This is a genomic window from Nostoc sp. JL23 (assembly GCF_017115065.1).
Lineage (GTDB): Bacteria > Cyanobacteriota > Cyanobacteriia > Cyanobacteriales > Nostocaceae > Nostoc > Nostoc punctiforme_A.
On record NZ_JABXKN010000092.1, the window covers coordinates 39,452 to 65,753 of the forward strand.

The window sequence follows — 26,302 nt, forward strand, 5'->3', positions numbered from 1 at the left end:
GTTTTTATTAATTCCTCTATTGCTGCTCTAACCAAGCTATCAAATCAGCAATTTCCGAAAAATCAAGCAGTTCCTCTCCCAATTCCTCTAACTGTTCAGCGGATAAATTACGAACCTGCTCAACTAATGATCCATCAATATCACCAAAACGCCGCTTAAGTAGACGACTAATCAATTTAAACGCTTCCTTTTGAACAATATCTTGATAAATTACAGATTCTTTCATAATATCCTCCCGCAAAAATTGCCGAACCAAATCCTTTTCAAACCGCAAACCCGCCAGAATTTCTACACAACCCGCAATATTTTGCCGCTCCTCTCTATCTGGAATTGTAGCGACTTGTTCAGCCACTTGTGCCAGTAAAGTTTGTGGCGAGTCAGTTCGCGTCAAACTTGCTAAAGGTAACAGCGCCGGATTAGCCAAAAATAGTGTTGAATCTTGCTCCCAGAGACGAACAACCTGATATTGGTGAATCGTCGTATTGTCCCGATATTCTTCGGTAAAAGCCATTTCATTAGTAGTTTCCTGCAAAAAGATTAGCACTTGCATTACAGGACAACGATATTGGCGCTTCAGTCTCACAGAATAATCGAGCATTCGGAAATTAAGCGCCGGATTAGATTTCGCCAAAGTTTGAAATTCAATGTGCAAAATTTGGTTAGCTGCTTGCAAAAATGTCACAGAATCCGCGCGAATTGGTTCAAGCGTGAGTTCCGTTTTTAAGACTTCAATTTGTTGCACCTCTACCCCAAGTAACCAACGCACAAAGTCGGCTGGGTACTGTTCAGCTAAATATTTACAAGCGTTGTCGTAACTCACCCTCTTCCTCTTCTTTTGACACAAAAAAACAGCCGCCTCCACAAGGGAAGCAGCTATTTTTCAACTTATGTAACTACCAAGTATTAGTAATCGAAGTCGCCGCCACCAGCACCAGCGCCAGCAGGGGCGCCATCCTTAGGCTCAGGCTTGTCAACTATAATACATTCGGTTGTCAACACCATGCCAGCGATAGAAGCAGCGTTTTGCAGAGCAGAACGAGTCACTTTTGCAGGGTCAACAATACCAGCCTCTAACAAATCGACGAATTCGTTTGTCGCAGCGTTGTAGCCAACGTTGAATTCTTTCTCTTTGACGCGTTCAGCGATTACAGCACCATTCTGACCGGCGTTTTCAGCAATCCGCTTCAGAGGTGCAGGTAAGGCACGAACGACAATCAACGCACCAATCAACTCTTCATCTTTAAGATTGCTCTTTGCCCAAACTTCCAATTCAGGAGCAAGGTGAGCCAGAGTTGTACCACCACCAGGAACGATACCTTCTTCCACAGCAGCTTTGGTAGCGTTGATAGCGTCTTCTAGGCGCAACTTCTTGTCTTTCATTTCGGTTTCGGTTGCTGCACCAACTTTCACTACAGCAACACCACCAGAGAGTTTAGCAAGACGCTCTTGTAATTTCTCTTTGTCGTAAGAAGATTCGGTTTCATCGATTTGACGACGAATCTGTTCTACACGAGCTTTAACAGCAGCTTCGTTACCTTCGGCAACAATTGTGGTGCTGTCCTTGGTAATGGTGATCCGGCGAGCTTTACCCAGGCTATCCAGCTTGGTGTTATCTAGCTTCAGACCTGCATCTTCGGTAATTAGTTGACCACCAGTTAAAACAGCGATGTCTTCTAGTAGTGCTTTGCGGCGATCGCCAAAGCCAGGAGCCTTAACAGCAGCCACGTTCAGTACACCGCGCAAACGGTTTACTACCAAGGTTGCCAAAGCTTCTTTTTCAATATCTTCGGCGATAATCACCAAAGGACGACCAGCACGAGCTACTTGCTCTAACACTGGTACGAGGTCTTGTACCAAAGCGATTTTCTTATCGGTCAGCAGGATGAAAGGCTCATCAAAAACCGCTTCCATCCGCTCAGGGTCAGTAGCGAAATAAGGAGAGATGTAGCCTTTGTCAAAGCGCATCCCTTCAGTGATTTCCAACTCGGTGAACATAGATTTCCCTTCTTCTAGGGAAATTACGCCTTCCTTGCCCACCTTGTCCATTGCTTGGGCAATCATCTGACCGACTTCTTCGTCATTACCAGCTGAGATTGCACCAACTTGGGCAATGGCTTTGGAATCTTCCACTGGACGGGCGTGTTCTTTGATTTTGTCTACCAAAAAGGCAGTAGCTTTATCAATACCACGCTTCAGCGAAATTGCGTTAGCACCAGCTGCAACGTTCCGCAAGCCTTCTTTGACGATCGCATGAGCTAAAACGGTAGCAGTGGTTGTGCCATCGCCCGCAGCATCATTGGTCTTAGAAGCAGCTTGACGAATCAGAGCTACGCCAGTGTTTTCAATGTGGTCTTCTAATTCGATTTCTTTGGCGATCGTTACACCGTCATTAACAATTTGCGGTGCGCCAAATTTCTTTTCTAGGACTACGTTACGACCTTTGGGACCAAGGGTAACAGCTACAGCCTCAGCCAGGATGTCAATGCCTCGTTCCAAGGCGCGACGGGCGTTTTCGTTGTAGATAATGCGCTTTGCCATAATTATTCTTAGTTGTCCTTTGTCATTTGTCTTTTGTTCTTCGTCATTTGTCATTTGTCCTTTGTCATTGGCTAATGACTAATGACCAATGACTAATGACCACTAGATAACAACTGCTAAAATATCTTTTTCAGAAAGCAGTACATATTCTTCAGTACCGAGCTTGATGTCAGTACCAGCGTACTTAGAGTACAGCACCTTATCGCCGACTTTAATTTCCAATTCCTGACGGTTTCCATCGTCATTACGCTTGCCAGGACCAAGGGCCACTACTTCCCCTACTTGGGGCTTTTCCTTGGCGGTATCGGGCAAATACAGACCACCAGCGGTCTTTTCCTCAGAGGCGCTCACTTTTACGAAAACGCGATCGCCTAAAGGTTTAACTGTAGAAACGCTTAGAGATAAAGCAGCCATAATTATTTTCTCCAGAGTTTAGCACTCTCAACTCCTGAGTGCTAATTTACCGAAAAGTGGCGTCCAATGGCAAGAATGCCTTGAGTACGGGTTCCCGAACTAGAAGGTCATAGATGTACTTAAGTATAAATGCTTAATTGTTTATACCTTGCGGGTTTTGTTCTGTAAGTTACGAAGAGAGTAGGGAGTGGAGAATTAAGAGTTATGAAAATTCTTCCCTATTCCCCATTCCCACTCCCCAGTCAACCCAGTCAACTTTATTTGCAAAGCTTGCAAATTGTTATAGAACTGTAATCAGGGAGCCGCTCGATGAGTAACAATACAGTGACAGCGATCCAGTCCAGCCATCAAATTCCCAAAACCACTAAGTCCCTGGAACATAAGATCCTGAGTAATTGTGTAGAAAGTTTAGGACTTGCAAAAATTCAGCGACACATTTTTATTTGCGCTGACCAGACAATTGCTGCTCAAAACGAGCTAGTCTGGAATTCTGGGATTACTTAAAAAAGCGACTTAAAGATTTAAAACTCAATGAGTCGCACTAAAGTCATTCTATTTGCGTCTATAAAACTAAAGCCAATTGCTTGCGTGTTTCTTCTTCTAGACCCATAATGGTGGTTTACCCTGATGGTGTCTGGTATCGCCAAGCAAACCCGGAAGTTACCCTGCGGATTATCCGAGAACACTGAATAGGCAATAAGGTGGTAGGAAAATATGCGTTTTCAATCCATCTTTTGCCAGAAACTTCCCTAGTTTCTTGTGAACACCTCATAGAGGCTTAACAACCAAAAGATATGGTATAGCAGTAAGCTTTAAGAAAGTGCGGGTTGGTTTTGAGGTAGGGTCATCTTTAAGCCAATACTTACTTGTGAGTCCGAAAGATTATTATTTAATCAGTGTTTTTTACCCCGCCCCTTTCAAAGCGATATATAATAGCGCATTATAGATACTACTGCTATACGTATCCTTGCTGGACTTTTGCTATCGAGCTACTAGTCTATTGAAAGTGCTCGGCATTTTTGAGACTTCGAGACAGCAAAGGCAAGTTAAGTAGGAAAAAGGACAACATCTCGAATAACCCACCATAGAGGATAAATATTCAAGACTTTGATGGACCGAAGCGCGACAAGTGCCACTGCTATGAAAGAGCCCAGCATGAAAGATCACAAACGACTTCTATTGATTGATGATGACCCTAACCTCATCTTGCTGGTGAAGGATTACTTAGAATTCCGGGGATATGAAGTCATCACCGCTGAGAATGGACGTGAAGCTCTGGAAATTTTAGAGCAAGATGTTCCAGACATGATCATCTGCGATGTGATGATGCCGGAAATGGACGGATATACTTTTGTGGAACAAGTCCGGCAAAACGAACGCACCAGCTGGATTCCGGTTCTTTTCCTTTCAGCTAAGGGACAAAGTGCAGACCGAGTTAAAGGTCTAAACAAAGGTGCTGATGTTTATATGGTCAAGCCCTTTGAACCAGAAGAACTCGTAGCGCAAGTTGAATCCTCGCTGAAACAAACTATCCGTTGGAAAGAACACCAAGCAAAAGGAGGCGAAAACGGTTCCCGTATCCAGGTTCCCTTCGATGTGCAATTAACCCCAACCGAACTGAAAGTAGTTCAGTTTGTTGCTAGGGGTTTAGCTAACCGTGAAATTGCTGAAGAACTCAATGTTAGTCAGCGCACGGTTGAAAGCCATGTGTCCAATATGTTGGGCAAAACCAATCTCCACAACCGCACTGAACTAGCGCGGTGGGCGATTGAAAATCAAATGGCCTAAAATCAGTAACGAGTGCTGAGTCCTGAGTGCTGAGTGTTTTTGACTCAGCACTCGTAACTCAGGACTCAGCACTGAATTTACCAACCATCTTCTTCAGGGCTGGATTGGTGCAAAACTTCTAAATCCAGTTCATCCAGGTAAGTCAAGGCACTTTCAATCTGGGAAACAGTGCCCCGTAGTTCCAGATCGAAGCAGCTATATTGTGGCACGTTTGCGCTTACCTGAGCATCAGCAATAATAACTGTGATACCGTAGTGAGAAACCAGTCGTGAAATGACTGGTTCCTCATGCAAGTCTTTAGGAATACGAACCTGGATGCGAGTTTGGGTGCGTCTATTATCTAAAATATCAGTATTAGATTTTACTTGTTTATTGGGAATTGCCATTCTAGCTTCCTACTTGACTTCTGGGATGAGGGTTTTGCTTTGCACGATTTCTTTTAACACTAGCGTCACTTATCCCACGCAGGCAAGCAAGAAAGTATTTGCCTTGGCAAACCATTAATCTAGATGTAGTAAATGTGAAGAATTGCTCATAATTCGGCATTTATGAGGTTAATTGTTATTTTATAGTGATTTTCGAGCAGATTTAATATAGCGAATCTGTAGGGTTACAACAATTGTTGTAACCCTAATTTATTGTGTATGAGATTTAATACTGAAGCGAGAAATGCTATATATGTTACTTTGTCAAAATTTTAGGGAATTCTATTAATAGAAACTTATAGATTTAGCCCTCTGTTTAGATATCAATAAAAATCGATTTTTTAGGATATTTACTTCTGTGTAATGACCTATTGTATAAATCCCTATTGCCCAAAACCTGTTGACGCAGTGAATGCAAACAACCTTATTTGCCGTAACTGTGGGTCAGAAATATTTTTGCAAGGTCGCTATCGGGTACTCAAACAACTAGGACAAGGTGGTTTTGGTAACACTTTTGAAGTTGACGAGTGTGGGAAAACTAAAGTTTTAAAAGTGCTGACTGAGAATAGCCCCAAAGCCATTGAACTGTTTCAACAGGAAGCAAAGGTTTTGAGTCAGCTAAACAGTGCGGGTATTCCCAAGGTAGAACCAGATGGTTATTTTACTGTTTTACCTAAAAATAGCTCTGTACCATTGCACTGTTTAGCAATGGAGAAAATTGAAGGCGTAAATTTAGAGCAGTGGATGGAATTTCGTAATTATCAACGTCTTTCTGAAGCTCAAGCTCTCAATTGGCTTAAACAACTTGTAGAAATTCTCGCTTTAGTACACGCTCATCAATATTTTCATCGTGATATTAAGCCTCAGAATATCATGCTGCGACCAAGTGGACAGCTTGTCTTAATTGATTTTGGTGCAGTTCGACAAGTCACGACAACCATTTTGGCGGGAAATTCCCATACCAGAATTATTTCACAAGGCTATTCACCGCCAGAGCAACAAAACGGTTATTCAGTACAGCAGTCAGACTTTTTTGCATTGGGACGGACTTTTATTTTTCTGCTCACAGGTAAGGAACCCCAGGATAAAGAAATTTATGACCCTCTGACTAACGAGTTGCACTGGCGAAAATATGCACTCAATCTTTCTCCACTTTTGGCAGATTTAATCGACCATTTGATGGCTCCTACTGCAAATCATCGTCCTCAAAATACGCAAGTGATTTTGCATAAATTGAACGAAATTGAAAAAGCGTTACAAGTGCCTAGAATACTATGGCCACAAACGGCAATTCAATCAACCAATTGGTCTAAATCTGCTGCGTCATCTAGTTCTGTAGCTACTGTATCAGTCGGTGGAGCTAAATCAGTCAATGCGTCTTCTAGCCAGACTCAGAAAAGCCAAAAACTTTGGCAAATTCTCATTGGTTTAGGACTGGGATGTTTTGCTGTTGTTATGGCTGGATTGAACCAACGCACCAATAAAAACATAGTTGTACCTGAAGAAAAATTACCCTATGTTAGTCCTAGTATTTCTAATTCATTACCAATTATCTCAATTTCTCAACCTACATCAAAGGCTAAAAAAACTTTACGAATAAAACCACCAAAAGCAACTGTGGGAAATCCGAATAAACGACAATTACCACTTAAAGCACAAGTAGCGAATAAACAAATAGAAAATACAGTACGTTCAAATAATAATGTGATTGATGTTACCAAACCTTGGGAAGCGACATATCCCCTTCCTAACACTCCAGATAAATTAGAAGATGTAATAAGAGAGAGAAGTCAATGATTAAATTAGCTGTTAAAGCTTTAATTACTTTGTTTGTAACTAGCTCTGCTTTGTGTTTAATGCCGATGAAAAGTTATGCAATTAATATGAAAATACTGGTTAAGGTTGCTCAAAGCTGTCAGAGAGATGTATTTTCTTCTCAATATAGCAACCAAATGGGATTGGGTACTATTACTGTTGATGATAGGAATGATAGGGATTTAAAAGACTGTATTAGATATAGATACCATTACTCCTCAGTTTTTTCTCAATTTCCTTGGCTCATTTCAACAGGAGAAATACTACCAGGTTATCCTGGTGCTGTAGTTATTGGAATACTCGCAAATAATATAGCGTATTCAAACACAGGGAATACAAACATCTTAGATTGTCTTGCTAATCAAGATGCTTCTAGCAGAGAATGCAATTATGCAGAAAATAATATTGCTAAAGGAGGTTGGATTACAAGTTTGCAAATAGATCCGCTTTATCCTATTTTTATTTATCCTATTAATGATGAAAATAGTTCATATCTAATACATACTTGTCCGTCCTGTGTTGTTGCTCATAATAATGTACGAGGTTCTCAAACAATAATCTTGCAATCTTTTATAAAATGGTTTTTTACAAATTATCTATTGAGCAAGTTCAAGTTTTACAAGAGGAGATTCAAAATCCTTAATTTTAATTAATCGCTTTATAAAAGTACGTGCCTATACAAGCAAAACCCGCATTAGCGGGTTTCAAAGTTTTTATAAGTCCGTGCAGACGCGATTTCTAATCGCCTGATTGAAATTCTCCAACTAAAACTCAGCACTTTGGGGTGTACGCGGGAAGGGAATCACATCACGAATATTTCCCATACCAGTCATAAATTGCACGAGTCTTTCAAAACCCAACCCAAAACCTGCGTGTGGAACAGTACCATAACGACGCAAATCAAGATACCACCACAAGTCTTCTGGCTTTAATCCTTGCGCTAACACACGGCGTTCTAGAATTTCTAGGCGTTCTTCGCGCTGGGAACCACCGACAATTTCGCCAATTTTGGGTGCGAGAATATCCATTGCCCGGACGGTTTTTTCATCGTCGTTCAAGCGCATATAAAAGGCTTTGATTTGCGCTGGATAATCTGTAACGATCGCAGGCTTTTTAAATAATTGTTCAGCTAGATAGCGTTCGTGTTCTGATTGTAAATCTAAACCCCAACTCACTGGATATTCAAATTTAACATCAGCTTTTTCTAAAAGTTTGATGGCTTCTGTATAAGTTAAGCGTTCAAACTGATTATTAATAATATTCTCGGCTGTTGCCAATACAGATTTATCAATGCGTTCATTGAAAAATTCCATATCTTCTGGGCAAGTTTCCAACACATATTTAAAAATGTGTTTGAGAAACGCCTCAGCTAAATCCATATCACCCTCTAAGTCACAAAAAGCCATTTCTGGCTCAACCATCCAAAACTCTGCTAGGTGGCGGGAGGTGTTGGAATTTTCTGCACGGAAGGTAGGGCCAAAGGTGTAGACGTTACTAAACGCCATCGCCATCACTTCCGCTTCCAACTGGCCGCTAACTGTTAAATATGTGGGTTTAGCAAAAAAATCTTGGCTGTAATCTACCGCTTGGTTTTCTGTGCGGGGGATATTCTTTAAATCTAAACTGGTAACGCTAAATAGTTCACCTGCGCCTTCGCAGTCGCTAGCAGTGATGATGGGTGTGTGTACCCACAAAAAGCCTCTTTGTTGGAAAAATTGGTGAATTGCTGTCGAACAAGCATTTCTGACGCGAAAAACTGCGCCAAAAGAATTAGTGCGCGATCGCAAATGTCCAATGGTTCGCAGAAACTCAAAGGAATGCCGTTTCTTTTGCAGGGGATATGTATCGGGATCAGCTTCGCCGTAAACTTTCACTGTCTCGGCTTTTAACTCAATCCTCTGTCCTTTACCGAGAGAAGCCACTAGTACCCCTGTAGCCTCAACAGCAGCACCCGTATTCAATTTTTTTAATATAGCTTCATAATCTGGCAAATCCTGATTAATGACGACTTGCAAATTAGCTAGCGATGAGCCGTCATTGACTTCGATAAAAGCAAATCCTTTTGACTCACGTTTTGTCCTCACCCAGCCTTGCACTTGGAGAGACTCATCAGGTTGGCCACTTCGCAATATTTCTGCAATCCGTCGATTTACCATATTTACCCAGCATAAGACTTTAATATCCAGCCTATGATAACGCCCATTCCACCAAAGCGGACTACTTGCCAGAAAGGTTTTTTGAGGCTACGCCAAGAAAATAACTGGCTTTCTAAGTTTAGTTCTAGCATTTCCAACTGTCGTTGAATTTGCCGTAACTCTGCTTTGATTTCTGGTGTCTGAGATTTATTGTGCTTTAGTTGATCCCGGCGCTGTTGCCATTGTGCCTGTTGCTGGCGATCGCGTTGCACTTGATCGTAACGTTCTTTTAAGGATAGGAGCGATCGCTCTACTTCCTCTAATTCTTGCTCAAAATCTGGTTCTGGATTTTCTGCTGACGACTGTGATTGTTTTAGCGGCTTCATGTACAAGTAGTAAACTAAGATTAAAGGCGAGTCTGCCAATAGTCAAAATTAAAACTATGAGTTTTGACTTAGCACTCAACACTGGCTCAACGCCCCGCTAACAGCACTCAGCACTCATAATTATGTCTCAATCTACTCAGCTGCCTAAAACCAGTCAACTGAATGAACTTAGTACTCTGGAACTAGCTCAAGCCCTTATGGAAAGGCTCACTATTTCCCCTAACGATTGGCATCGCCTCAAGTCTAACCGCAATTCCCGCGCTAATGAACAAGTGGCAGCAGCGATCGTGTATCTTTTAAAGAATCAGCCAGAAGAAGCTCAAGCTAGATTACAACAAGCAGTTGGTTGGTTAGATCGCTCTATTTCTGCCCCTCCCTGTCCGACTCACGGAAAAAGTTAGGAGTTATGAATAATAATTCAACTCCTAACTTTTAACTCCTAACTCCTAATTACATCATCGCCGCAGAGATAATCCCCGGCGATTTTCCATTTGTTTACAAAGCCTCAATTCTGTGCCTTTACGGTTCCACTCTACCTGATCAAAAATTTGATGCAGAAGACATAAACCACGACCATTTTCTGACTCATCTGGTGGAAGATAATCTGTTGGTTCTTCATTACTAGTAGATGAAGGAGTAAAGCCACTACCTTGGTCTGAGATGATCCACCAATATTGATTATCTATTACGGAAAAACGAACTACAACTGTTTTACTCGGATCAAGATTATTACCATGTTTAGCTGCATTTACTAGGGCTTCTTGAAGTCCTAGCCGCAGTTCTGCTTGTAATCTTGCTGGAATTTCTGCCAACAATAAGTCTAAGATGGGACAAAGGTAGAGGGTTGAGGCAAAACTAATAGTGCCCCAATAACGTCCAACTGGACGGAGTGAAATAGTAATCACAAGAGAAACCCCATAGCTTTCAGTTAGCTAGACATCAGTTTGCTATTACAGTCACCCTGATAAAACTTGAGGTGGTCATGCTGCCTTCAAACTTGCGTCTTTAAAACTAAATTTTGAAAATGCTAGGGAGCATGGCTCTATAACTATGAATTGGGATTGTTTACCTATATATCGGCTGGAATAAGTTTGATAATGAACTCAGCAAATTAAGAATATGCTGTTAATTTTAGAGAGTATTGGCATACTCTAGTTAGTTGCCGATTTATAATTTACGCAGTCCTCTTCATGTTTTTAAGAACCTATGCAACTTGAATTTATTTAAACAAAATGAATTTTTATTTTTGCCTTAATTCAATTTTAGCATCTTTAGTATGCACTAGACTAAAATTTTCAAATTTCAGTTTTTTTGAAGGAATTACTACCCTTGTCAAAATGTGATAGCACAAGAAAGGCGGCAGTTTCAACATGAGCAGTTTGAGGAAAAAAATCAGCAGGTTGTACCCGTGTGATGGTATATTGCCCATCTTGACAAAGCAATTTCAGGTCGCGGGCGAGGGTAGCTACTTTACAGCTGACGTAAACGATCCGAGATGGTTTCAATTGCCGTAAAGTATCTATGACTGCGCGATCGCACCCCTTACGTGGCGGATCGAGTATTACTACTTCTGGTATTGTGCCCATTTGGGGAAGCAATTTTTCTACTGCCCCGACTTGGAATGTCGCATTATCAATTCCGTTGCGGTGGGCATTCAAAATTGCTTGTTCTACTGCTGCTGCTTGCACTTCTAATCCTGTAGCAATACGTACTTTTTTGGCAAGAGGTAAAGTTAAAGTCCCAATACCACAGTAGGCATCGACTAGGAACTCATGCCCTTGAAGATTGAGTTCTGATTGAATTACCTGCAATAGTGCCTCTGCTGTTTCGGTATACACTTGGAAAAATGTATCTGGGCGTACTTGAAATTCCAGTCCAGCAAAATTTTCACGCAGGTGGGGTACTCCAGCGATGCAACGGGTTTCTGATCCAAAGATAGCATTTGTGCGATCGCTATTGCGGTTGAGCGACACTCCCACTAACTGCGGATAGCGCTTTAACCATTCCTGGGCTTGGGTTTCAATTCCTGATAAATTCCAGTCCTTCACCACCAAAGTCAGCAACATTTCTCCAGTGTGTCGGCCAATGCGTAAACCGAGATGGCGAATTTTTCCTTGGTGGCGCTGTTCGTCGTAAATTTGCCAACCTTGCTGTTGAATATCCTGCTTAACTTCGGCAAGTAAGGGATTTAATCGCGCATCTTGAACTGGACATTGATTTAAATTAATTAATTGGTGACTACCTTTTTGATAGTAACCAGCCTGTACTTGTCCTGTTGCCGATAGCGAGAGAGGATATGTAGATTTGTTACGGTAGCCGAAAGCGGAAGGGGCAGCAAGTACCGGATCTACTGGTGGTTGAATAAAACCGCCAATGCGCTCTATTGCTTGGATAACTTGATTTTGCTTGGCTACTAGCTGGTAATCATAATTAATATGCTGCCACTGGCAACCACCGCACTTATCCGCCACAATGCAACTAGGTCGTATACGGTGGGGGGATGCCTCCAATAGCTGTTGAAGCTTACCGTGGGCGTATTTAGGTTTAACATGTACTAAGCGGACAATGGCGCGATCGCCTGGGACAGTATCTGGGACAAACACTACACGTTCATCAGCGCGTCCCACACCATCGCCTGTATCACTCAGGTTAGCGATCGTCACTTCAATTAATTCACCTTGTTGCCAAATTATTATAGTCATTTGTCGTTTGTCATTTGTCATTTGTTATTGGGCATGGGGCATTAGGAAAACACTTTTTTTATCCCCACTCCCCAGTCCTCACTCCCCCAAACAGATAAATTCAATACATAAGTAGCTCCGATCCCTTCACTTGTGTACCTCCAACTCGCTAAACTAACAGATAATATTTCAGGTGATTTCAATCATCATGACTGTAATTAGCCAAGTTATTCTCAAAGCCGACGACGAACTGCGTTATCCCAGCAGTGGCGAACTTAAAAATATCAAAGACTTTTTGCAAACCGGTGTACAACGGACGCGGATTGCGGCTACCTTAGCTGAAAACGAAAAGAAGATAGTTCAAGAAGCAACCAAACAACTTTGGCAGAAGCGTCCTGACTTTATCTCCCCTGGAGGTAATGCTTACGGTGAACGCCAACGCTCTCTATGTATCCGTGATTTTGGCTGGTACTTACGCCTAATTACTTATGGTGTACTTGCCGGTGACAAAGAGCCAATTGAAAAAATCGGTTTGATTGGTGTCCGGGAAATGTATAATTCACTGGGCGTTCCCGTGCCTGGAATGGTAGAAGCGATCAATTCCCTCAAAACAGCCTCTCTTAGCTTACTGAGTGCGGAAGACGCTGCCGAAGCAGCACCTTACTTTGATTACATCATTCAAGCGATGTCTTAATACAAAGTGTGTGCTGGTTCTAGGAATATAGTTCCGGTCTACTAGAGTGAGTGCAAAATATTAGCACTCGATAGGCATAAGATCCCCAATTTGATCATACCTTCCCCACATTTGGTAGTGGCTGTGGCAAAATCTCTGTCAAGTTACCAACCAGTTGTGGGGAAATTTTATGGGTATGGGGCAAAACAGTTCCGTTAGAGGTAGCGGGGCGTTTAGCCCGTTCCGAGTTCCGAGTTGAAATTTTCCCTACTCAGCACTCATTACTCAGGACTCTTGAGGGGCATTGCTCAAAAGACAAGGACAACAATATAGATACAAAAAACCGACAGTCCTTGATTAAGGCTGTCGGCTATTAAGTGTGTTCCCTATTAATGACTCGGCTAGAGTTCAGTTGTCATTAATTATGCCTAGTTAGCGAGATGAACGAGACGATCCTAATCATCGATATGTGTGATTCTCGTCACTTGATTGTTACATCTAAACTGCATATACCCGAATAATCTCTGAGTGAGACTAGACTCACGTAAGTAAAGGAGCTAGAAATTTCACCAACATTAAAAAATAAAGTTATCTTTAAAGACTAAAGCATTTGGTTGCTAATAATCTTCATCTTGTCTAGTTCATGCTCGGAATAATCCTGTTGAGTGCATTCTGGGGTTTTACTACCCCTCCATCCAAGAAACAAGTTTGCTTGTAATAAAGGCTGCACGGCATCTACTGCCAATATTTACCAAGATGAAAATACAGGTATTTAGTTAAAGTTTAATTGAAGAGCGATCGCGCTTCAATTAAGAACTGCACTTACAGGGCAAGTAAATCGATAGAATAATGCTCTGTCCCCCCAGAGTGCATTACTTCCATGACTGCAACCTCAAAACCAGCCTTTTCCCCCCAAGAAATTGCTGCTGAAGGTCTTAAACCAGAAGAATACGCAGAAATTGTCCATCGGATAGGCCGTCATCCCAACAAAGCTGAACTAGGAATGTTTGGCGTGATGTGGTCAGAGCATTGTTGTTACAAAAATTCTCGACCTCTACTCAAACAATTTCCCACTGAGGGCCCCCGCATCCTCGTGGGTCCTGGTGAAAATGCTGGTGTTGTAGACTTAGGTGACGGACTCCAACTAGCTTTTAAGATTGAATCTCACAACCATCCCTCAGCGGTCGAACCCTTTCAAGGAGCTGCAACGGGAGTCGGAGGTATTCTCAGAGATATTTTTACAATGGGTGCGCGTCCCATTGCCCTATTAAACTCGTTACGTTTTGGTTCCTTAGAAGATCCCAAAACCCAACGACTGTTTAGCGGCGTGGTGGCAGGAATCTCTCATTATGGTAACTGTGTGGGAGTACCCACCGTTGGCGGCGAAGTTTACTTTGACTCTGCTTACTCTGGTAATCCTCTAGTGAACGTTATGGCACTAGGGTTGATGGAAACCTCAGAAATCGTCAAATCTGGAGCATCTGGCTTAGGCAATCCCGTGCTGTATGTTGGTTCCACCACTGGGCGTGATGGTATGGGAGGCGCGAGTTTTGCTAGTGCAGAATTGAGCGATCAATCCATAGACGATCGCCCTGCTGTGCAAGTGGGCGATCCCTTTTTGGAAAAGTCGTTAATTGAAGCTTGTCTGGAGGCGTTTAAGACGGGTGCAGTTGTTGCCGCCCAAGATATGGGAGCAGCGGGAATCACCTGTTCTACCTCAGAGATGGCGGCAAAAGGCGGTGTGGGAATTGAACTAGATTTAGATAAGATTCCCGTCAGAGAAACGGGGATGGTTCCCTATGAATATCTGCTTTCGGAATCTCAAGAACGAATGCTGTTTGTTGCTCATAAAGGGCGTGAGCAAGAATTAATCGACATTTTTCACCGTTGGGGACTTCAAGCCGTTGTTGCTGGTACAGTCATCGCTGAACCTATTGTGCGGATTCTCTTTCAGGGTGAAGTAGCAGCAGAAATTCCCGCTGAGGCTTTGGCGGAGAATACGCCACTATATAATCGGGAGTTATTGGCAGAAGCACCAGAATATGCACGTCAAGCTTGGGAATGGACTCCTGATTCCCTACCTCCTTCTACAACTGCTGGAATAGAACTTCTAGGAGGGCTGCAAAGTTGGAATGATATTCTCTTAACTTTGCTTGATACACCCACGATCGCTTCTAAAAATTGGGTATATCGTCAGTATGACCATCAAGTACAAAATAATACAGTCATGCTGCCAGGTGGTGCAGATGCGGCTGTTATCCGTTTGCGCCCCCTGGAAGAGGACAAGGGGACAAGGGGACAAGGAGGACAAGGAGGACAAGGAGACAAGGAAACCCTCAATGCCCAACGCGGTGTTGCTGCCACGGTAGATTGCAATCCTCGTTATGTTTATCTTGACCCTTACGAAGGAGCTAAGGCAGTGGTGGCAGAAGCTGCACGCAATCTTAGCTGTGTAGGTTCTGAACCTCTGGCGGTGACGGATAATCTAAATTTTGGCTCTCCAGAAAAACCCATTGGTTATTGGCAATTGGCAGAAGCTTGTCGCGGTTTGGCGGAAGGTTGCCGAGAATTGGCGACACCAGTCACAGGTGGTAATGTCTCTTTGTACAATGAAACTCTTGATTCTCAAGGCATCCCACAACCCATTTATCCCACTCCTGTTGTCGGTATGGTGGGCTTAATTCCTGATATAACCAAAATTTGTGGTCAAGGTTGGCAAGCATCCGGCGATGTGATTTATCTTCTCGGATTGCCTCTGACATCTCAAATCAGTTTGGGAGCATCTGAATATTTAGCCACTATCCACGGGACTGTTGCCGGAAAACCACCACGGGTAGATTTTGACTTGGAACGCCGCGTCCAGAAAGTTTGTCGTGAAGGAATTCGTAATGGTTGGGTACGTTCAGCCCACGATTCTGCTGAGGGAGGAGTGGCGATCGCACTAGCCGAATGTTGTCTTGCTGGCAATCTTGGTGCGGAAATCAATTTAGAAATAGCACCTACACAGTTAAACCACGGCAGTTGCTCCACTTGGGGAGACCCCAAGACCGCACTGCCCCGCCTTGACGAGGTGTTGTTTGCCGAAGGTGGTGCCAGAATTTTAGTTTCTTTAGCATCAGCACAACAAGAAATTTGGGAATCATATTTACAGGAACATCTGGGTCAAGAGTGGCAAAAACTGGGTGTAGTTGGTAATTTTGAGACGGGTTTGGGGGTTTTCACCACTGATAACCAAACCTTAATCAAAGTTAGTATCGAAGATATGGAAGATCGCTATTCCCATGCGATCGCCAAACGTCTCGCCATCCATACCACTACTTCTGAGCGCTGAATGCTGAGTATTTAGACTTCACTCACAACTTTTAGCGTCTCTGAGCAAATTTACGGTACTGTTTTAATGGATGGTTAAAGATTTGTTAAGAACTCCGCAGCCATCTATCTAATCCCAGCGACTGACTACCAATTTTAGATTTTGAATTTTAGATTTTGGATTAGGGGCGTTGCTTCTAGTTCATATCTTGCTCTTACTGGGCAAAAAATCTAAAATCGCCATTCTAAAATCCCAAGCCGCATCTTTACTACGGTGCGATCAATCCAAAATTGTCAATCTCAAATTCAAAATTGATTGACCCCCCCACCAGGAGCAAAGCTAGCATGATTTCTATTCATTCTGTCACTTCGGATGAATACCCCGACCAGAACAACAACCCAATCAATAGTCATGAAAATCAGCCTGACAAGCCAGAAGAAGCTTGTGGTGTTTTTGGCATCTACGCCCCAGGAGAAAACGTTGCTAAACTGACCTACTTTGGATTGTATGCCCTCCAGCATCGGGGTCAAGAATCAGCTGGTATTGCTACCTTTGAGGGAACCCAAGTACATCTCCACAAAGATATGGGCTTAGTGTCTCAAGTCTTCAATGAATCTGTCTTGGATCAATTGCCTGGTAGTCTTGCTGTTGGTCACACTCGTTATTCCACCACAGGTTCTAGCCGCAAAGTTAATGCTCAACCCGCAGTGCTGGAAACCCGTTTAGGTTCCATAGCACTTGCACATAATGGGAATTTAGTCAATACCGTGCAACTACGTCAAGAGTTGCTTGAGAATAAATGTAACTTAGTCACCACAACAGACTCAGAAATGATCGCTTTTGCGATCGCCGAAGCCATAGATACGGGCGCTGATTGGTTAGAAGGTGCAATTAAGGCATTTCACCGTTGCCAAGGAGCCTTTAGTTTAGTTATTGGGACTCCCGTCGGCGTTATGGGTGTCCGTGACCCTAATGGAATCCGCCCCTTAGTAATCGGCACTTTGGCTGGTAATCCAGTCCGTTACGTTTTGGCTTCCGAGACTTGTGGTTTAGATATCATTGGAGCCGAATACCTGCGAGACGTAGAACCAGGTGAATTAGTTTGGATTACTGAAGAAGGTTTAGCTTCTTATCATTGGAGTCAAAAATCTGAGCGGAAATTGTGTATCTTTGAAATGATTTACTTTGCCCGCCCTGATAGCGTTATGCACAACGAGAGTTTGTACAGCTATCGAATGCGATTAGGACACCAGCTAGCTAAAGAATCTTTTGTAGATGCCGATATTGTCTTTGGTGTTCCTGATTCTGGTATACCTGCTGCTATTGGATTTTCCCAAGCGTCTGGTGTCGCTTACGGCGAAGGACTGATTAAAAATCGTTATGTTGGGCGAACCTTCATTCAACCAACCCAAACCATGCGGGAATCGGGTCTGCGGATGAAACTCAACCCCCTCAAAGATGTGCTGGTAGGTAAACGAGTAATTATTGTAGACGACTCGATTGTACGAGGTACTACCAGCCGTAAACTAGTCAAAACTTTGCGTGACGCAGGTGCAGTAGAGGTACACATGCGAATTTCTTCTCCGCCTGTAACTCATCCCTGCTTCTATGGCATCGATACCGATTCTCAGGATCAGCTAATTGCTGCTACCAAGTCAGTAGCAGAAATTGCCAAGCAACTGGAAGTAGACAGTCTCGCCTATCTGAGTTGGGAAGGAATGCTAGAAGCAACACGAGAAGACACCAATAGTTTCTGTTCTGCCTGCTTCACCGGAGATTATCCCGTAACGATTCCTGAGCAAGTGAAACGTTCTAAGCTGATTTTAGAAAAGGTAGTGGTGTAAGGGCTTAAAACTGAAGAACCCCACCCCGCCAAAGCTACGCTTTGTCTCCCCTCCCCGCAAGCGAGGAGGGGATTAAGGAATGGGGTGTAAGATTAGGATTCTTCTGGGGATGATTCTGATTTTTCTGGCTTGAGTAAGGGGAAGGCGATCGCATCCCGAATACTGGCACAATCGGTTAATAACATCACTAACCGATCAATCCCAATCCCTAAACCACCTGTAGGCGGCATCCCGTATTCCAAAGCTGTCAGAAAGTCTTCATCTACACCTTGGGCTTCCAAGTCACCAGCAGCTTTCCGCGCCGCTTGAGCTTCTAAACGTTCTCTTTGATCGATGGGATCGGTAAGTTCTGAGAAACTATTCCCAGTTTCTCGCCCGACTATAAATAACTCAAATCGTTCTACCAAACCAGGCACAGAACGGTGAGGTTTTGCTAAGGGCGAAATTTCTACAGGGTAATCAATTACAAAGGTAGGTTGAATTAAATTGGCTTCTACCTTCTCTTCAAAGGCTAAATTTAGTAACTTACCAATTGATTGTGCTTCATCTATACCAGGAATAGCAGCATTTTTACTCGCTGTTTTCGCTTCTTCCAAACTTTGGAACGAATTAAAATCCAAGCCTGTAAATTCTTTCACTAGATCGTGCATTGTCACCCGTCGCCAAGGTGGTGTTAAATCTATCGGTTCCCCTTGGTAGGTAATTTCCAATGTACCGAGTACCTCTTGGGCGACAGTGGTAATAATCCCTTCAGTCAACGCCATCATATCGTTATAGTCGGCGTAAGCTTGGTAAACTTCAATCGTCGTAAATTCGGGATTGTGTCGAGTCGAAATTCCCTCATTGCGGAAAACCCGCCCCAATTCAAACACCTTTTCAAAACCACCCACAATTAACCGCTTGAGATGTAGTTCTGTGGCAATTCGCAGATACAACTCCATTTCTAAAGTGTTGTGGTAGGTGATAAATGGACGCGCATCTGCACCCCCAGTCTCACTTTGCAAAACTGGCGTTTCAATTTCCAGAAAATCCCGCTGTTCCAAATAGCGGCGAATACCGGCAGTAATTTGGGCGCGACGGCGGAAAGTTTGCCGCACTTCTGGGTTTACAATCAAGTCAACGTAGCGCTGACGGTAACGCTTGGCAACATCCGTTAATCCATGCCACTTGTCGGGTAGAGGTAACAGGGATTTAGTGAGGATAGTATATTGTTTAACGTAGACAGATAACTCGCCCTTTTCAGTCCGTTTAATAGTACCTTTGGCTCCGAGAATGTCGCCTGCATCTGTAAGTTGCTTCAGGTGATTGAAGGCATCGGCATCAATATCTGCCATACCTTCTTGGATGCGATTTTTATCCAGATAAAGCTGAATTGTGCCGGTTTCATCTTGCAAGGTGAAGAAAGCTAATTTACCGAAAACGCGACGTGCCATAATGCGTCCGGCTATGGCAACTTCCAAATCAACTTCTTCACCACTGGATAAATCGGCAAATTTTTCTTGCAACTGCGCTGCGTGATGGGTGGATTCCCAACGATAGGCATAAGGATTAGTCCCTAGCTGCTTAAGCTGTTCTACTTTCTCCAGCCTGGCGGCTCGGATATCTTCTTCCGACATGGTAACGAACTAAATAGGGCAAGATTAATTATAGATGCTGCCAAAGTTGAGAGTAAGAGATAATTGCCTAAAAATGATGTGCGGATGGCTAAAGGAAATACACAATGACACAAACTAGAGTCCGTCTATGGACTGTAAACGAATATCACCGGATGTTTGAAACGGGTATTCTTACAGAAAATGAACGGGTTGAACTGATTGAAGGGCAAGTTGTTGTTGTTATCCAGATGAGTGCCAAAAAGCCTCCTTACGCAGCGACAACGCTGTGTGCGTTTGACTACCTCAAGCGGCTGCTATCAGAAGTTGGCTTAGTTCGGGTGCAAGATCCCATTCAGTTGAGCCAATACTCGGAACCTGAGCCAGGTATCGCTGTTGTCCAGATTGATGCGCGAAAGTACATTGAGTCATCCTACACCAAATGAAATCTTTATTGAATTTATTTTGCAGTAGGATGCAACGTTATCCTTGATTGCCTTTCCAGAAATCGAAGTGCCAATTAGTCAAATTTTTCCATCAGTTCTACAAATCAAACCTTTACTTCTCTGCTATTTTTAGCAAATGCCTAGATGAAATAGCATTCATTTTCAAGTTAGTAAATTGCACGATCGCTTTTACTAAGTCTTGCTGTTCTGGTTGCAAATTTAGTTTTTCTAGCGCTTGCTTGATATTATTACCAGCCCGGAGATTTTGATTAAGTTGGTCACGCTGAGATGAGTTTAATACTGCCGCAATTTCCTTATTTCTTCTCTGACGCACAGCCTGGAGTTCCTGGCGTTGTAAGGGAGTCAGGCTAATCTCCGACGAGGTGGAGTAGCTTGCAGTTTTGGTACTTTGGGGGAAAATAACACCATAAGTCGTATTGATTTGAACGGGTACAGCTAAGGCAATTCCCGGCATGAAGAGGACAAGAGCAAGAATATTAGCGAACATAGACAGGCGTTTTGTCAAGTAAATTGCCATATTGAGAAATATCTAGTACAATCTGGCAGAAGTTTGCCTACCTTTAACAAGTTGCTCAAGTAACTTATCTGGTTAATTAACTTCCAAAACCAGGAATTAAATGCTTGAGGGCACGACCGGCAACATCGCCATAGCGCAATTCTCCACACATAATCTTACCCATGATTTGGGGAGCCGAGGGATGCTTAACACCAACTTTGTAGCCAATGTTGGAAAACCGATAGAATGCTCCAGCTAATTTTTGCGCCCAAGCCATCTCAGTACCCAACTCTTCATTAATGGCTTCGCTATATTTTTCTAAAGCGTTAGTGTCACCAGAAAGTGCTTCATTAATAGTTGCGGCTGCGAGTAAACCACTAAAAATTGAGGGGCGAATGCCTTCTGCTGTCATGGGATCAACCACACAAGCAGCTTCCCCAGCTAAAACCGCATTTTGCGTGTGTAGCTTTTGATTACCATCCCAAATACATAGGGGATGACCATATTGTTTGCTGGTTTTGAGGTCTACATTCAACGATTTGGCGTACTCATCCAAAATCTTTTTGAAGTCCTGGGGTTGACGACCAATAAACGTCCCAACACCTATAGAATAACCATCAGCTTTGGGGAAGTTCCAGAGATAGCCGTTTTTGACCAAGCCAAACTCAAAATGAATTGTGGGTTTGTTTTCCATGATGCCAGGGATTTCTGCCTCTAAAGCCCCTGTGAGCAAACGTTTACGTTCTTTGAAACCTAGCCATTTTGCCATTGATCCTTTGGCACCATCGGCTGCGATTAAGTAGCGACCTGTAACTGCACCATTAGCTGTGTTAACTTGCCAATAGTCACTTTGAAATTCAATACCAGTTACTTCCGTATTATCTCGTAGTTCAGCCCCTTGCTTTTGTCCTTGCTGCACTAGGAAATGGTCAAAAATATCTCGTCGCACCATCCAGACTGGTTCTTTGGTGGCGATTTTTGCTTCCACGGGGTCGCCCAATTTCCAGGTAAAACGAAGGGAGTTGGCTTTCACAGAAATCGCTGGGCTAAAATCAAAGTCAAACCATTGAGCGATCGCTGGAGATACACCACCGCCACAAGGTTTATATCTTGGCAGAGATTCTTTTTCTAAGACTAATACTGAGCGACCTTGTTTGGCTAAATGATAGGCTGCTGTTCCACCAGCTGGCCCAGCGCCGACGATGATGCAGTCGTACATAAGGCTGAATTTTTGCTCCCCAATTAGTTTATTTTCTATTGAGATACTTTTGATCAATTTTTGCTAGATACCTAAGAAATGATAAAGGCTGAAGAATTTATCCATTATCCTTCAGCCTTTATACTTAAGACTTTAGACTTTAAACAGTCGTGATGTCTTTTTCTTTTTCTGCCAACAGTGAGTCTATTTTGGCAGTATACTCATTTGTCAGTTTTTGCAAGTTGTCTTGTTGGTCTTTTGATTCATCTTTGGAGATTTCAGAGGCTTTCTCCTGTTTGCGAATGGCGTCTATGGCATCGCGGCGAATGTTACGAATAGCAACACGACCCTCTTCAGCATACTTGGATGCCATTTTGACGAATTCTTTACGGCGCTCGCTGGTTAAGGGCGGAATATTCAACCGGATTACAGAACCGTCGTTACTGGGTGTTAAACCCACATCTGAGAGGGAAATAGCCTTCTCAACGATGTTTAGGGTATTGCGCTCGTAGGGTTGAATTAAGATCGTCGTAGCATCCGGCGTGCTAATATTTGCCAGTGATTTCAAGGAAGTAGGCGAACCGTAATAGTCCACCAATACCTTATCTAATAGACTCGCATTGGCGCGACCAGTGCGAATCGAGTTAAAAGCTCGTTGAGTTGCCTCAACGGTTTTTTGCATCGTACTTTCAGCTTCAGCTAATTTCACAAGAACCTCCCACAAGGGTGCCGATGGATTCTCCCATGACTGCTCGGTGGATGTTACCTCGCACCGTTAGGTCAAATACCAAAATTGGGATATTATTTTCTTTACACAAGGCGATCGCAGTACTATCCATCACCCGCAAATCTTTGGCTAAAACGTGCGCGTAGGTTAAGCTATTGTAACGCTTGGCGTCAGGATAAATATGAGGATCGGCATCATATACTCCATCTACTTTGGTGGCTTTAAAAATCACCTCGGCATCAATTTCTGCGGCTCTTAATGCCGCAGTAGTATCTGTAGTAAAAAAGGGATTTCCAGAACCAGCACCAAAAATTACCACCCGTCCTTTTTCAAGATGACGGATGGCACGACGACGGATATACGGTTCCGCTAATTCTTGCATAGCGATCGCGGTTTGCACTCGCGTCTGTACTCCTATGCGTTCTAGCGAATCTTGCAGCGTCATGGCATTCATTACCGTGGCAATCATCCCGATATAGTCAGCGGTTGCCCTGTCCATCCCCGCCGACGCTGCTTTGACGCCACGAAAAATATTGCCGCCGCCAACAACTATGGCGATTTGAGTACCAGTGGCTATCACCTCTGCTAATTCTTGTGCTATTCCTTTGACCACTTCTGGATCAATGCCATAGCCCATGTTGCCCATTAAGGCTTCACCGCTCAGTTTGAGTAAAACCCGTCGGTAATTCGTTCCCATGAAGTTACGCTTTATCAAAAAAGTTGCAATTGCCTCCAATTTAAGATAACAGTTACAGGGACTATCTATGTCTAGTTACGCCAAATCAATGTAGTCCCAACTGGTTCTGTTTGTGGTATAGCTATTTCTTCACCTTTAAACAGAGAAGCGATCGCAGTTCTCAAATAATCCTCTCCCACTGACAATCGCTCTTGGGGATGATTATCAATTTTACCTTTGTAACGGACTATACCATTTGTGTCTATGAGAAAGGCCGTTGGTGTTTTTGTTGCACCGAAACTACCGGTCACATCTTGCGTTGAGTCCCACAGGTAAGGAAAGTTCAACTGGTGACGTCGGGCAAAAGCTTTCATGTTTTCAAAGCTTGACCTAGTGTCGTAGTCAACATTACTACCATTGAGTCCAATTAGTGTGAAGCTTTTTGGGGCAAATTCGGCTTGAATGTTTTTTAGTCTGCCTAAATACCGCTCTACATAAGGGCAGTGGTTACACATAGAAATAACGCCGACTGCTCGGAACTTCTCAAGATAACGCCTGAGATGGTGTACTTGACCATCAATTCCTGGCAATTCAAAATCCGGTGCGTAGCTCCCAACGGGAGTATCAATTGTTTCTAGTAGATTCATGTTTTCTGGCTCGCAGAACTAGGAACAAAAAAAATATTGTTAAATTCAGCGTCAGTTTCCAGTTCCAAACCACCCCTTAGCCGATGCCTCATATTCGCCAATCTTATAGACCAAATTTGCGATCGTAAATTGTGAAACTACTGAATCTAGCACTGATGCTAATTCACTCACATCTAAAAAATAGCCCAAATCTTACTCACATTAGAGAAGTTATGATTTCTAATACTGACATAATCTCAGTTGTGAGTAAATTATCTCTATAAAGAAGAGGAAAACTCTCTACACTGGATAAATTTATCAGCTTAATGCTAGTATTATCGGCCTATAAGCTTTTGTGGTATATGTATAGGCTATCACTAGAGCAAAGGATTTATTTTGAAAATCTGATAAATTTTATGCAAATTAAAAACAATTTTACTTGTGCTTTGCTGCTAAAAAGCTTTTAGCATTATTTAGATCAAAATTACCATGACAAGCTCAAGTTCAAAAACAGCACTTAACTCTACAAAAACCTGGATTTGGCAAGATTTTCCGATCTGCTATCAAACCCAAGGAACTACTGGGCCAGCTGTTGTCCTGGTGCATGGATTTGGTGCTTCTTGGTGGCACTGGCGAAAAAATATTCCGGTATTAGCGGAAAATTGCCGTGTTTATGCGATCGATTTGATTGGTTTTGGTGCTTCTGCAAAACCTAAACCTGGTGAAAAAATTACCTACACATTAGAAACCTGGGGACAGCAAGTAGCAGATTTTTGCCGTGAAGTTGTCGGTGAGCCAGCTTTTTTAGTTGGAAATTCCATTGGCTGTATTGTAGCTATGCAAGCAGCAGTAAGTAATCCAGATATTGCGTTGGGAGTTGCTTTGCTCAACTGTTCTTTACGGCTGTTGCACGATCGCAAACGGGTAACTTTACCTTTATCTCGTCGTTACGGAGCGCCTCTACTGCAACGCCTGTTATCTATCAAACCAGTTGGTGATTTCTTTTTCAATCAACTCGCCAAACCGAAAACGGTGCGGAAAATTCTGCTGCAAGCTTATGCAAATGCTGAGATGGTGACAGATGAGTTGGTAGATATTCTCACTTCACCAGCAAGCGATCCGGGGGCTGGGGCTGTGTTTCTGGCTTTTACTTCTTATTCTACAGGGCCATTACCAGAAGACCTTTTACCACTGTTACAGTGTCCGGTGATTATCTTGTGGGGAACGGCTGATCCGTGGGAACCAATAGAGTTAGGGAGAGAATTAGCTAACTTTCCGCAAGTAGAAAAGTTTATTCCTTTAGAGGGAGTGGGGCATTGTCCGCAGGATGAAGCGCCGGAGTTAGTCAATCCGATTTTACTCGATTGGATTTTGGAGCGATCGCGGTCATAGACTCGGCTCAATTTTCACCTAATGGATGGTGTTGAATATATTCAAAAAGATTTATTTTTTTGTTGATTGAGCCGATACGAAAAATTAGCGGTTGACTGTGAATCAACTTAAAACTTTGACAGTACTATACCAATACAGTTCAGATAAGCCCAAAACCCTCATGTAGAGACGCGATTTATCGCGTCTTCATAAGACCAATTATCCTTAACTGAACCGTATTGAGTACTATACTTCTTTTCAAATATTCCTAAAGATATTCAAGAACGCATTGAAGATTATTCGGTTCTGTTTCAATACCAATTATTTTATCTCTTCTAACTGATACAGAATAAGTACCTTACTCACTCAGTGTCAAGGAACTCAGTTCTAACAGTACCATCTGGCATGATAGTGTTACACAAAGTCAGGTATCTGACGTTACCAGTAAGACTAGCACCAGTCAAGTCGGCATTAGTCAAGTCAGCTCCGTACAATATGACGGAACCAAGATGGGCATTACGCAGATTGGCATTGATTAGTTTAGCGCCTTCGAGATCGGTACAATCAAAATCTGCATCCCTCAAATCAGCATTAGTCAGGTTAGCACAAGTCAAGGTAGCACCTCCCAGATAAGCACCACTGAGATTAGCACCGCTCAAGTTGACGCATATCATGTTGGTTCTAGTCAGATTAGCACCACTCAAATTGATGCTACTAAGATTATTCCTAGTGGGGTCGTATTTACAGAGTCCAGCAACATTAAGGTTGACACCACTCAAATCAACCCCGCTAAAATCTCTCTCCCCAGCAGCATAGCGTTGCAACAACTCTTCAGCATCCATATTATTAACCAACGATGAATTTTTGGCACTATCTCTTGTTTGCTCAATTAGGAATAGTCCTGTAGCTGTGTCCAAAAACTTTTAACTACTTCTCCCTATCTTCATCTAGTGCTTTTTGGATAGCTTGGCGACAAAATTCAGGAGGGTCGTCTTTAGCCTTTACCTCTTCCTTCATTTCCTTAGAGACTCTAAAACTCAATTGGTCAGTTAATGGCTTATCTCCCTTTGGTTGCGCTGGTTCAAAATTTTGAGGGTTCCCTTTAGGATTAGGCATTGTTGAGAGATGTAAGTATAGCTT

General features: G+C 42.9%; 26 protein-coding genes. 10 read left to right on the plus strand and 16 right to left on the minus strand.

Going from position 1 to position 26,302, the window contains the following annotated elements; genetic code table 11:
- Positions 1 to 16: 16 nt before the first annotated feature.
- From HWQ42_RS17990 to groES, 3 genes are all read right to left on the minus strand, one after another.
- The gene (locus tag HWQ42_RS17990; RefSeq protein WP_292814588.1) at positions 17 to 820 is read right to left on the minus strand and encodes a DUF4351 domain-containing protein; all 804 of its coding nucleotides are present in this window, start codon (positions 818 to 820) and stop codon (positions 17 to 19) included.
- A gap of 83 nt (positions 821 to 903) precedes the next feature.
- The gene (gene groL / locus HWQ42_RS17995; RefSeq protein WP_099099977.1) at positions 904 to 2,538 is read right to left on the minus strand and encodes a chaperonin GroEL; all 1,635 of its coding nucleotides are present in this window, start codon (positions 2,536 to 2,538) and stop codon (positions 904 to 906) included.
- A 102-nt stretch (positions 2,539 to 2,640) separates the two neighbouring features.
- On the minus strand, positions 2,641 to 2,952 hold the full coding sequence (groES, locus tag HWQ42_RS18000) for a co-chaperone GroES (RefSeq protein WP_094348596.1): 312 nt from the start codon (positions 2,950 to 2,952) through the stop codon (positions 2,641 to 2,643).
- A gap of 309 nt (positions 2,953 to 3,261) precedes the next feature.
- Here groES and HWQ42_RS18005 point away from each other — a divergent pair, with 309 nt between their 5' ends.
- Together HWQ42_RS18005 and HWQ42_RS18010 are read left to right on the plus strand one after the other, a co-directional pair.
- Entirely contained in the window at positions 3,262 to 3,456 is a 195-nt protein-coding gene (locus HWQ42_RS18005) for a hypothetical protein (RefSeq protein ID WP_292814590.1), read from the plus strand.
- A 606-nt stretch (positions 3,457 to 4,062) separates the two neighbouring features.
- A complete protein-coding gene (locus HWQ42_RS18010; RefSeq protein WP_012407592.1) occupies positions 4,063 to 4,740 on the plus strand; it encodes a response regulator transcription factor in 678 nt (225 codons plus the stop codon).
- Between the two features lie 77 nt (positions 4,741 to 4,817).
- Here HWQ42_RS18010 and HWQ42_RS18015 read toward each other — a convergent pair whose 3' ends face one another.
- Positions 4,818 to 5,126: an NIL domain-containing protein gene (locus HWQ42_RS18015; RefSeq protein ID WP_181927876.1), complete on the minus strand. Its 309-nt coding sequence runs from the start codon at positions 5,124 to 5,126 to the stop codon at positions 4,818 to 4,820.
- Between the two features lie 402 nt (positions 5,127 to 5,528).
- Between HWQ42_RS18015 and HWQ42_RS18020 the strand changes: the two genes are divergently transcribed.
- Complete coding sequence (locus HWQ42_RS18020) at positions 5,529 to 6,962, plus strand: serine/threonine-protein kinase (RefSeq protein ID WP_334813409.1); 1,434 nt, start codon at positions 5,529 to 5,531, stop codon at positions 6,960 to 6,962.
- Positions 6,959 to 7,633: a hypothetical protein gene (locus HWQ42_RS18025; protein ID WP_292814596.1), complete on the plus strand. Its 675-nt coding sequence runs from the start codon at positions 6,959 to 6,961 to the stop codon at positions 7,631 to 7,633. Before HWQ42_RS18020 ends, HWQ42_RS18025 begins: the two co-directional genes overlap by 4 nt.
- Before the next feature lie 111 nt (positions 7,634 to 7,744).
- Here HWQ42_RS18025 and asnS read toward each other — a convergent pair whose 3' ends face one another.
- Both asnS and HWQ42_RS18035 read right to left on the minus strand, forming a co-directional pair.
- Positions 7,745 to 9,136: an asparagine--tRNA ligase gene (gene asnS / locus HWQ42_RS18030; protein WP_292814597.1), complete on the minus strand. Its 1,392-nt coding sequence runs from the start codon at positions 9,134 to 9,136 to the stop codon at positions 7,745 to 7,747.
- 2 nt (positions 9,137 to 9,138) lie between these two features.
- Positions 9,139 to 9,501 (minus strand): hypothetical protein, encoded by a 363-nt coding sequence (locus HWQ42_RS18035; protein WP_292814599.1) that lies wholly within the window; start codon positions 9,499 to 9,501, stop codon positions 9,139 to 9,141.
- Positions 9,502 to 9,623: 122 nt separating this feature from the next.
- Between HWQ42_RS18035 and HWQ42_RS18040 the strand changes: the two genes are divergently transcribed.
- Positions 9,624 to 9,902 carry a DUF6439 family protein gene (locus HWQ42_RS18040; RefSeq protein ID WP_292730277.1) on the plus strand — a complete coding sequence of 93 codons (279 nt, stop codon included), beginning with the start codon at positions 9,624 to 9,626 and terminating at the stop codon, positions 9,900 to 9,902.
- A gap of 54 nt (positions 9,903 to 9,956) precedes the next feature.
- Here HWQ42_RS18040 and HWQ42_RS18045 read toward each other — a convergent pair whose 3' ends face one another.
- Entirely contained in the window at positions 9,957 to 10,406 is a 450-nt protein-coding gene (locus tag HWQ42_RS18045) for an anti-sigma regulatory factor (protein WP_094348589.1), read from the minus strand.
- Positions 10,407 to 10,796: 390 nt separating this feature from the next.
- Positions 10,797 to 12,203: a 23S rRNA (uracil(1939)-C(5))-methyltransferase RlmD gene (rlmD, locus tag HWQ42_RS18050; protein ID WP_292814601.1), complete on the minus strand. Its 1,407-nt coding sequence runs from the start codon at positions 12,201 to 12,203 to the stop codon at positions 10,797 to 10,799.
- Positions 12,204 to 12,390: 187 nt separating this feature from the next.
- Between rlmD and HWQ42_RS18055 the strand changes: the two genes are divergently transcribed.
- The 3 genes from HWQ42_RS18055 (at position 12,391) to purF (ending at position 18,009) form a co-directional block, all read left to right on the plus strand.
- The gene (locus HWQ42_RS18055; RefSeq protein ID WP_094348587.1) at positions 12,391 to 12,876 is read left to right on the plus strand and encodes an allophycocyanin subunit alpha-B; all 486 of its coding nucleotides are present in this window, start codon (positions 12,391 to 12,393) and stop codon (positions 12,874 to 12,876) included.
- An 859-nt stretch (positions 12,877 to 13,735) separates the two neighbouring features.
- Complete coding sequence (gene purL, locus HWQ42_RS18060; protein ID WP_292814604.1) at positions 13,736 to 16,186, plus strand: phosphoribosylformylglycinamidine synthase subunit PurL; 2,451 nt, start codon at positions 13,736 to 13,738, stop codon at positions 16,184 to 16,186.
- Between the two features lie 323 nt (positions 16,187 to 16,509).
- Positions 16,510 to 18,009, plus strand: coding sequence for an amidophosphoribosyltransferase (purF, locus tag HWQ42_RS18065; RefSeq protein WP_292814607.1), 1,500 nt, complete (start codon positions 16,510 to 16,512; stop codon positions 18,007 to 18,009).
- Positions 18,010 to 18,101: 92 nt separating this feature from the next.
- Here the strand turns inward: purF and lysS are convergent, their stop codons facing one another.
- Positions 18,102 to 19,625, minus strand: coding sequence for a lysine--tRNA ligase (lysS, locus tag HWQ42_RS18070; RefSeq protein ID WP_292814609.1), 1,524 nt, complete (start codon positions 19,623 to 19,625; stop codon positions 18,102 to 18,104).
- Between the two features lie 104 nt (positions 19,626 to 19,729).
- Between lysS and HWQ42_RS18075 the strand changes: the two genes are divergently transcribed.
- The gene (locus tag HWQ42_RS18075) at positions 19,730 to 20,047 is read left to right on the plus strand and encodes a hypothetical protein (RefSeq protein WP_292814612.1); all 318 of its coding nucleotides are present in this window, start codon (positions 19,730 to 19,732) and stop codon (positions 20,045 to 20,047) included.
- A 112-nt stretch (positions 20,048 to 20,159) separates the two neighbouring features.
- On the opposite strand, the gene HWQ42_RS18080 is transcribed toward HWQ42_RS18075, so the two are convergent.
- From HWQ42_RS18080 to HWQ42_RS18100, 5 genes are all read right to left on the minus strand, one after another.
- Positions 20,160 to 20,585, minus strand: a complete 426-nt coding sequence (locus HWQ42_RS18080) for a hypothetical protein (protein ID WP_292814615.1) — start codon at positions 20,583 to 20,585, stop codon at positions 20,160 to 20,162.
- 76 nt (positions 20,586 to 20,661) lie between these two features.
- Positions 20,662 to 21,783 (minus strand): geranylgeranyl reductase family protein, encoded by a 1,122-nt coding sequence (locus HWQ42_RS18085; protein ID WP_292814618.1) that lies wholly within the window; start codon positions 21,781 to 21,783, stop codon positions 20,662 to 20,664.
- Between the two features lie 139 nt (positions 21,784 to 21,922).
- Positions 21,923 to 22,471: a ribosome recycling factor gene (frr, locus tag HWQ42_RS18090; protein ID WP_292730245.1), complete on the minus strand. Its 549-nt coding sequence runs from the start codon at positions 22,469 to 22,471 to the stop codon at positions 21,923 to 21,925.
- Positions 22,458 to 23,186, minus strand: coding sequence for a UMP kinase (pyrH, locus tag HWQ42_RS18095; protein ID WP_292730242.1), 729 nt, complete (start codon positions 23,184 to 23,186; stop codon positions 22,458 to 22,460). Before pyrH ends, frr begins: the two co-directional genes overlap by 14 nt.
- 71 nt (positions 23,187 to 23,257) lie before the next feature.
- Positions 23,258 to 23,812, minus strand: a complete 555-nt coding sequence (locus HWQ42_RS18100) for a thioredoxin family protein (protein WP_292814620.1) — start codon at positions 23,810 to 23,812, stop codon at positions 23,258 to 23,260.
- A gap of 468 nt (positions 23,813 to 24,280) precedes the next feature.
- Here HWQ42_RS18100 and HWQ42_RS18105 point away from each other — a divergent pair, with 468 nt between their 5' ends.
- A complete protein-coding gene (locus HWQ42_RS18105) occupies positions 24,281 to 25,183 on the plus strand; it encodes an alpha/beta fold hydrolase (protein WP_292814621.1) in 903 nt (300 codons plus the stop codon).
- Positions 25,184 to 25,524: 341 nt separating this feature from the next.
- Here the strand turns inward: HWQ42_RS18105 and HWQ42_RS18110 are convergent, their stop codons facing one another.
- On the minus strand, positions 25,525 to 26,079 hold the full coding sequence (locus HWQ42_RS18110) for a pentapeptide repeat-containing protein (RefSeq protein ID WP_292814623.1): 555 nt from the start codon (positions 26,077 to 26,079) through the stop codon (positions 25,525 to 25,527).
- Positions 26,080 to 26,089: 10 nt separating this feature from the next.
- Positions 26,090 to 26,278 (minus strand): hypothetical protein, encoded by a 189-nt coding sequence (locus HWQ42_RS18115; RefSeq protein WP_292814625.1) that lies wholly within the window; start codon positions 26,276 to 26,278, stop codon positions 26,090 to 26,092.
- Between the last annotated feature and the right edge of the window lie 24 nt (positions 26,279 to 26,302).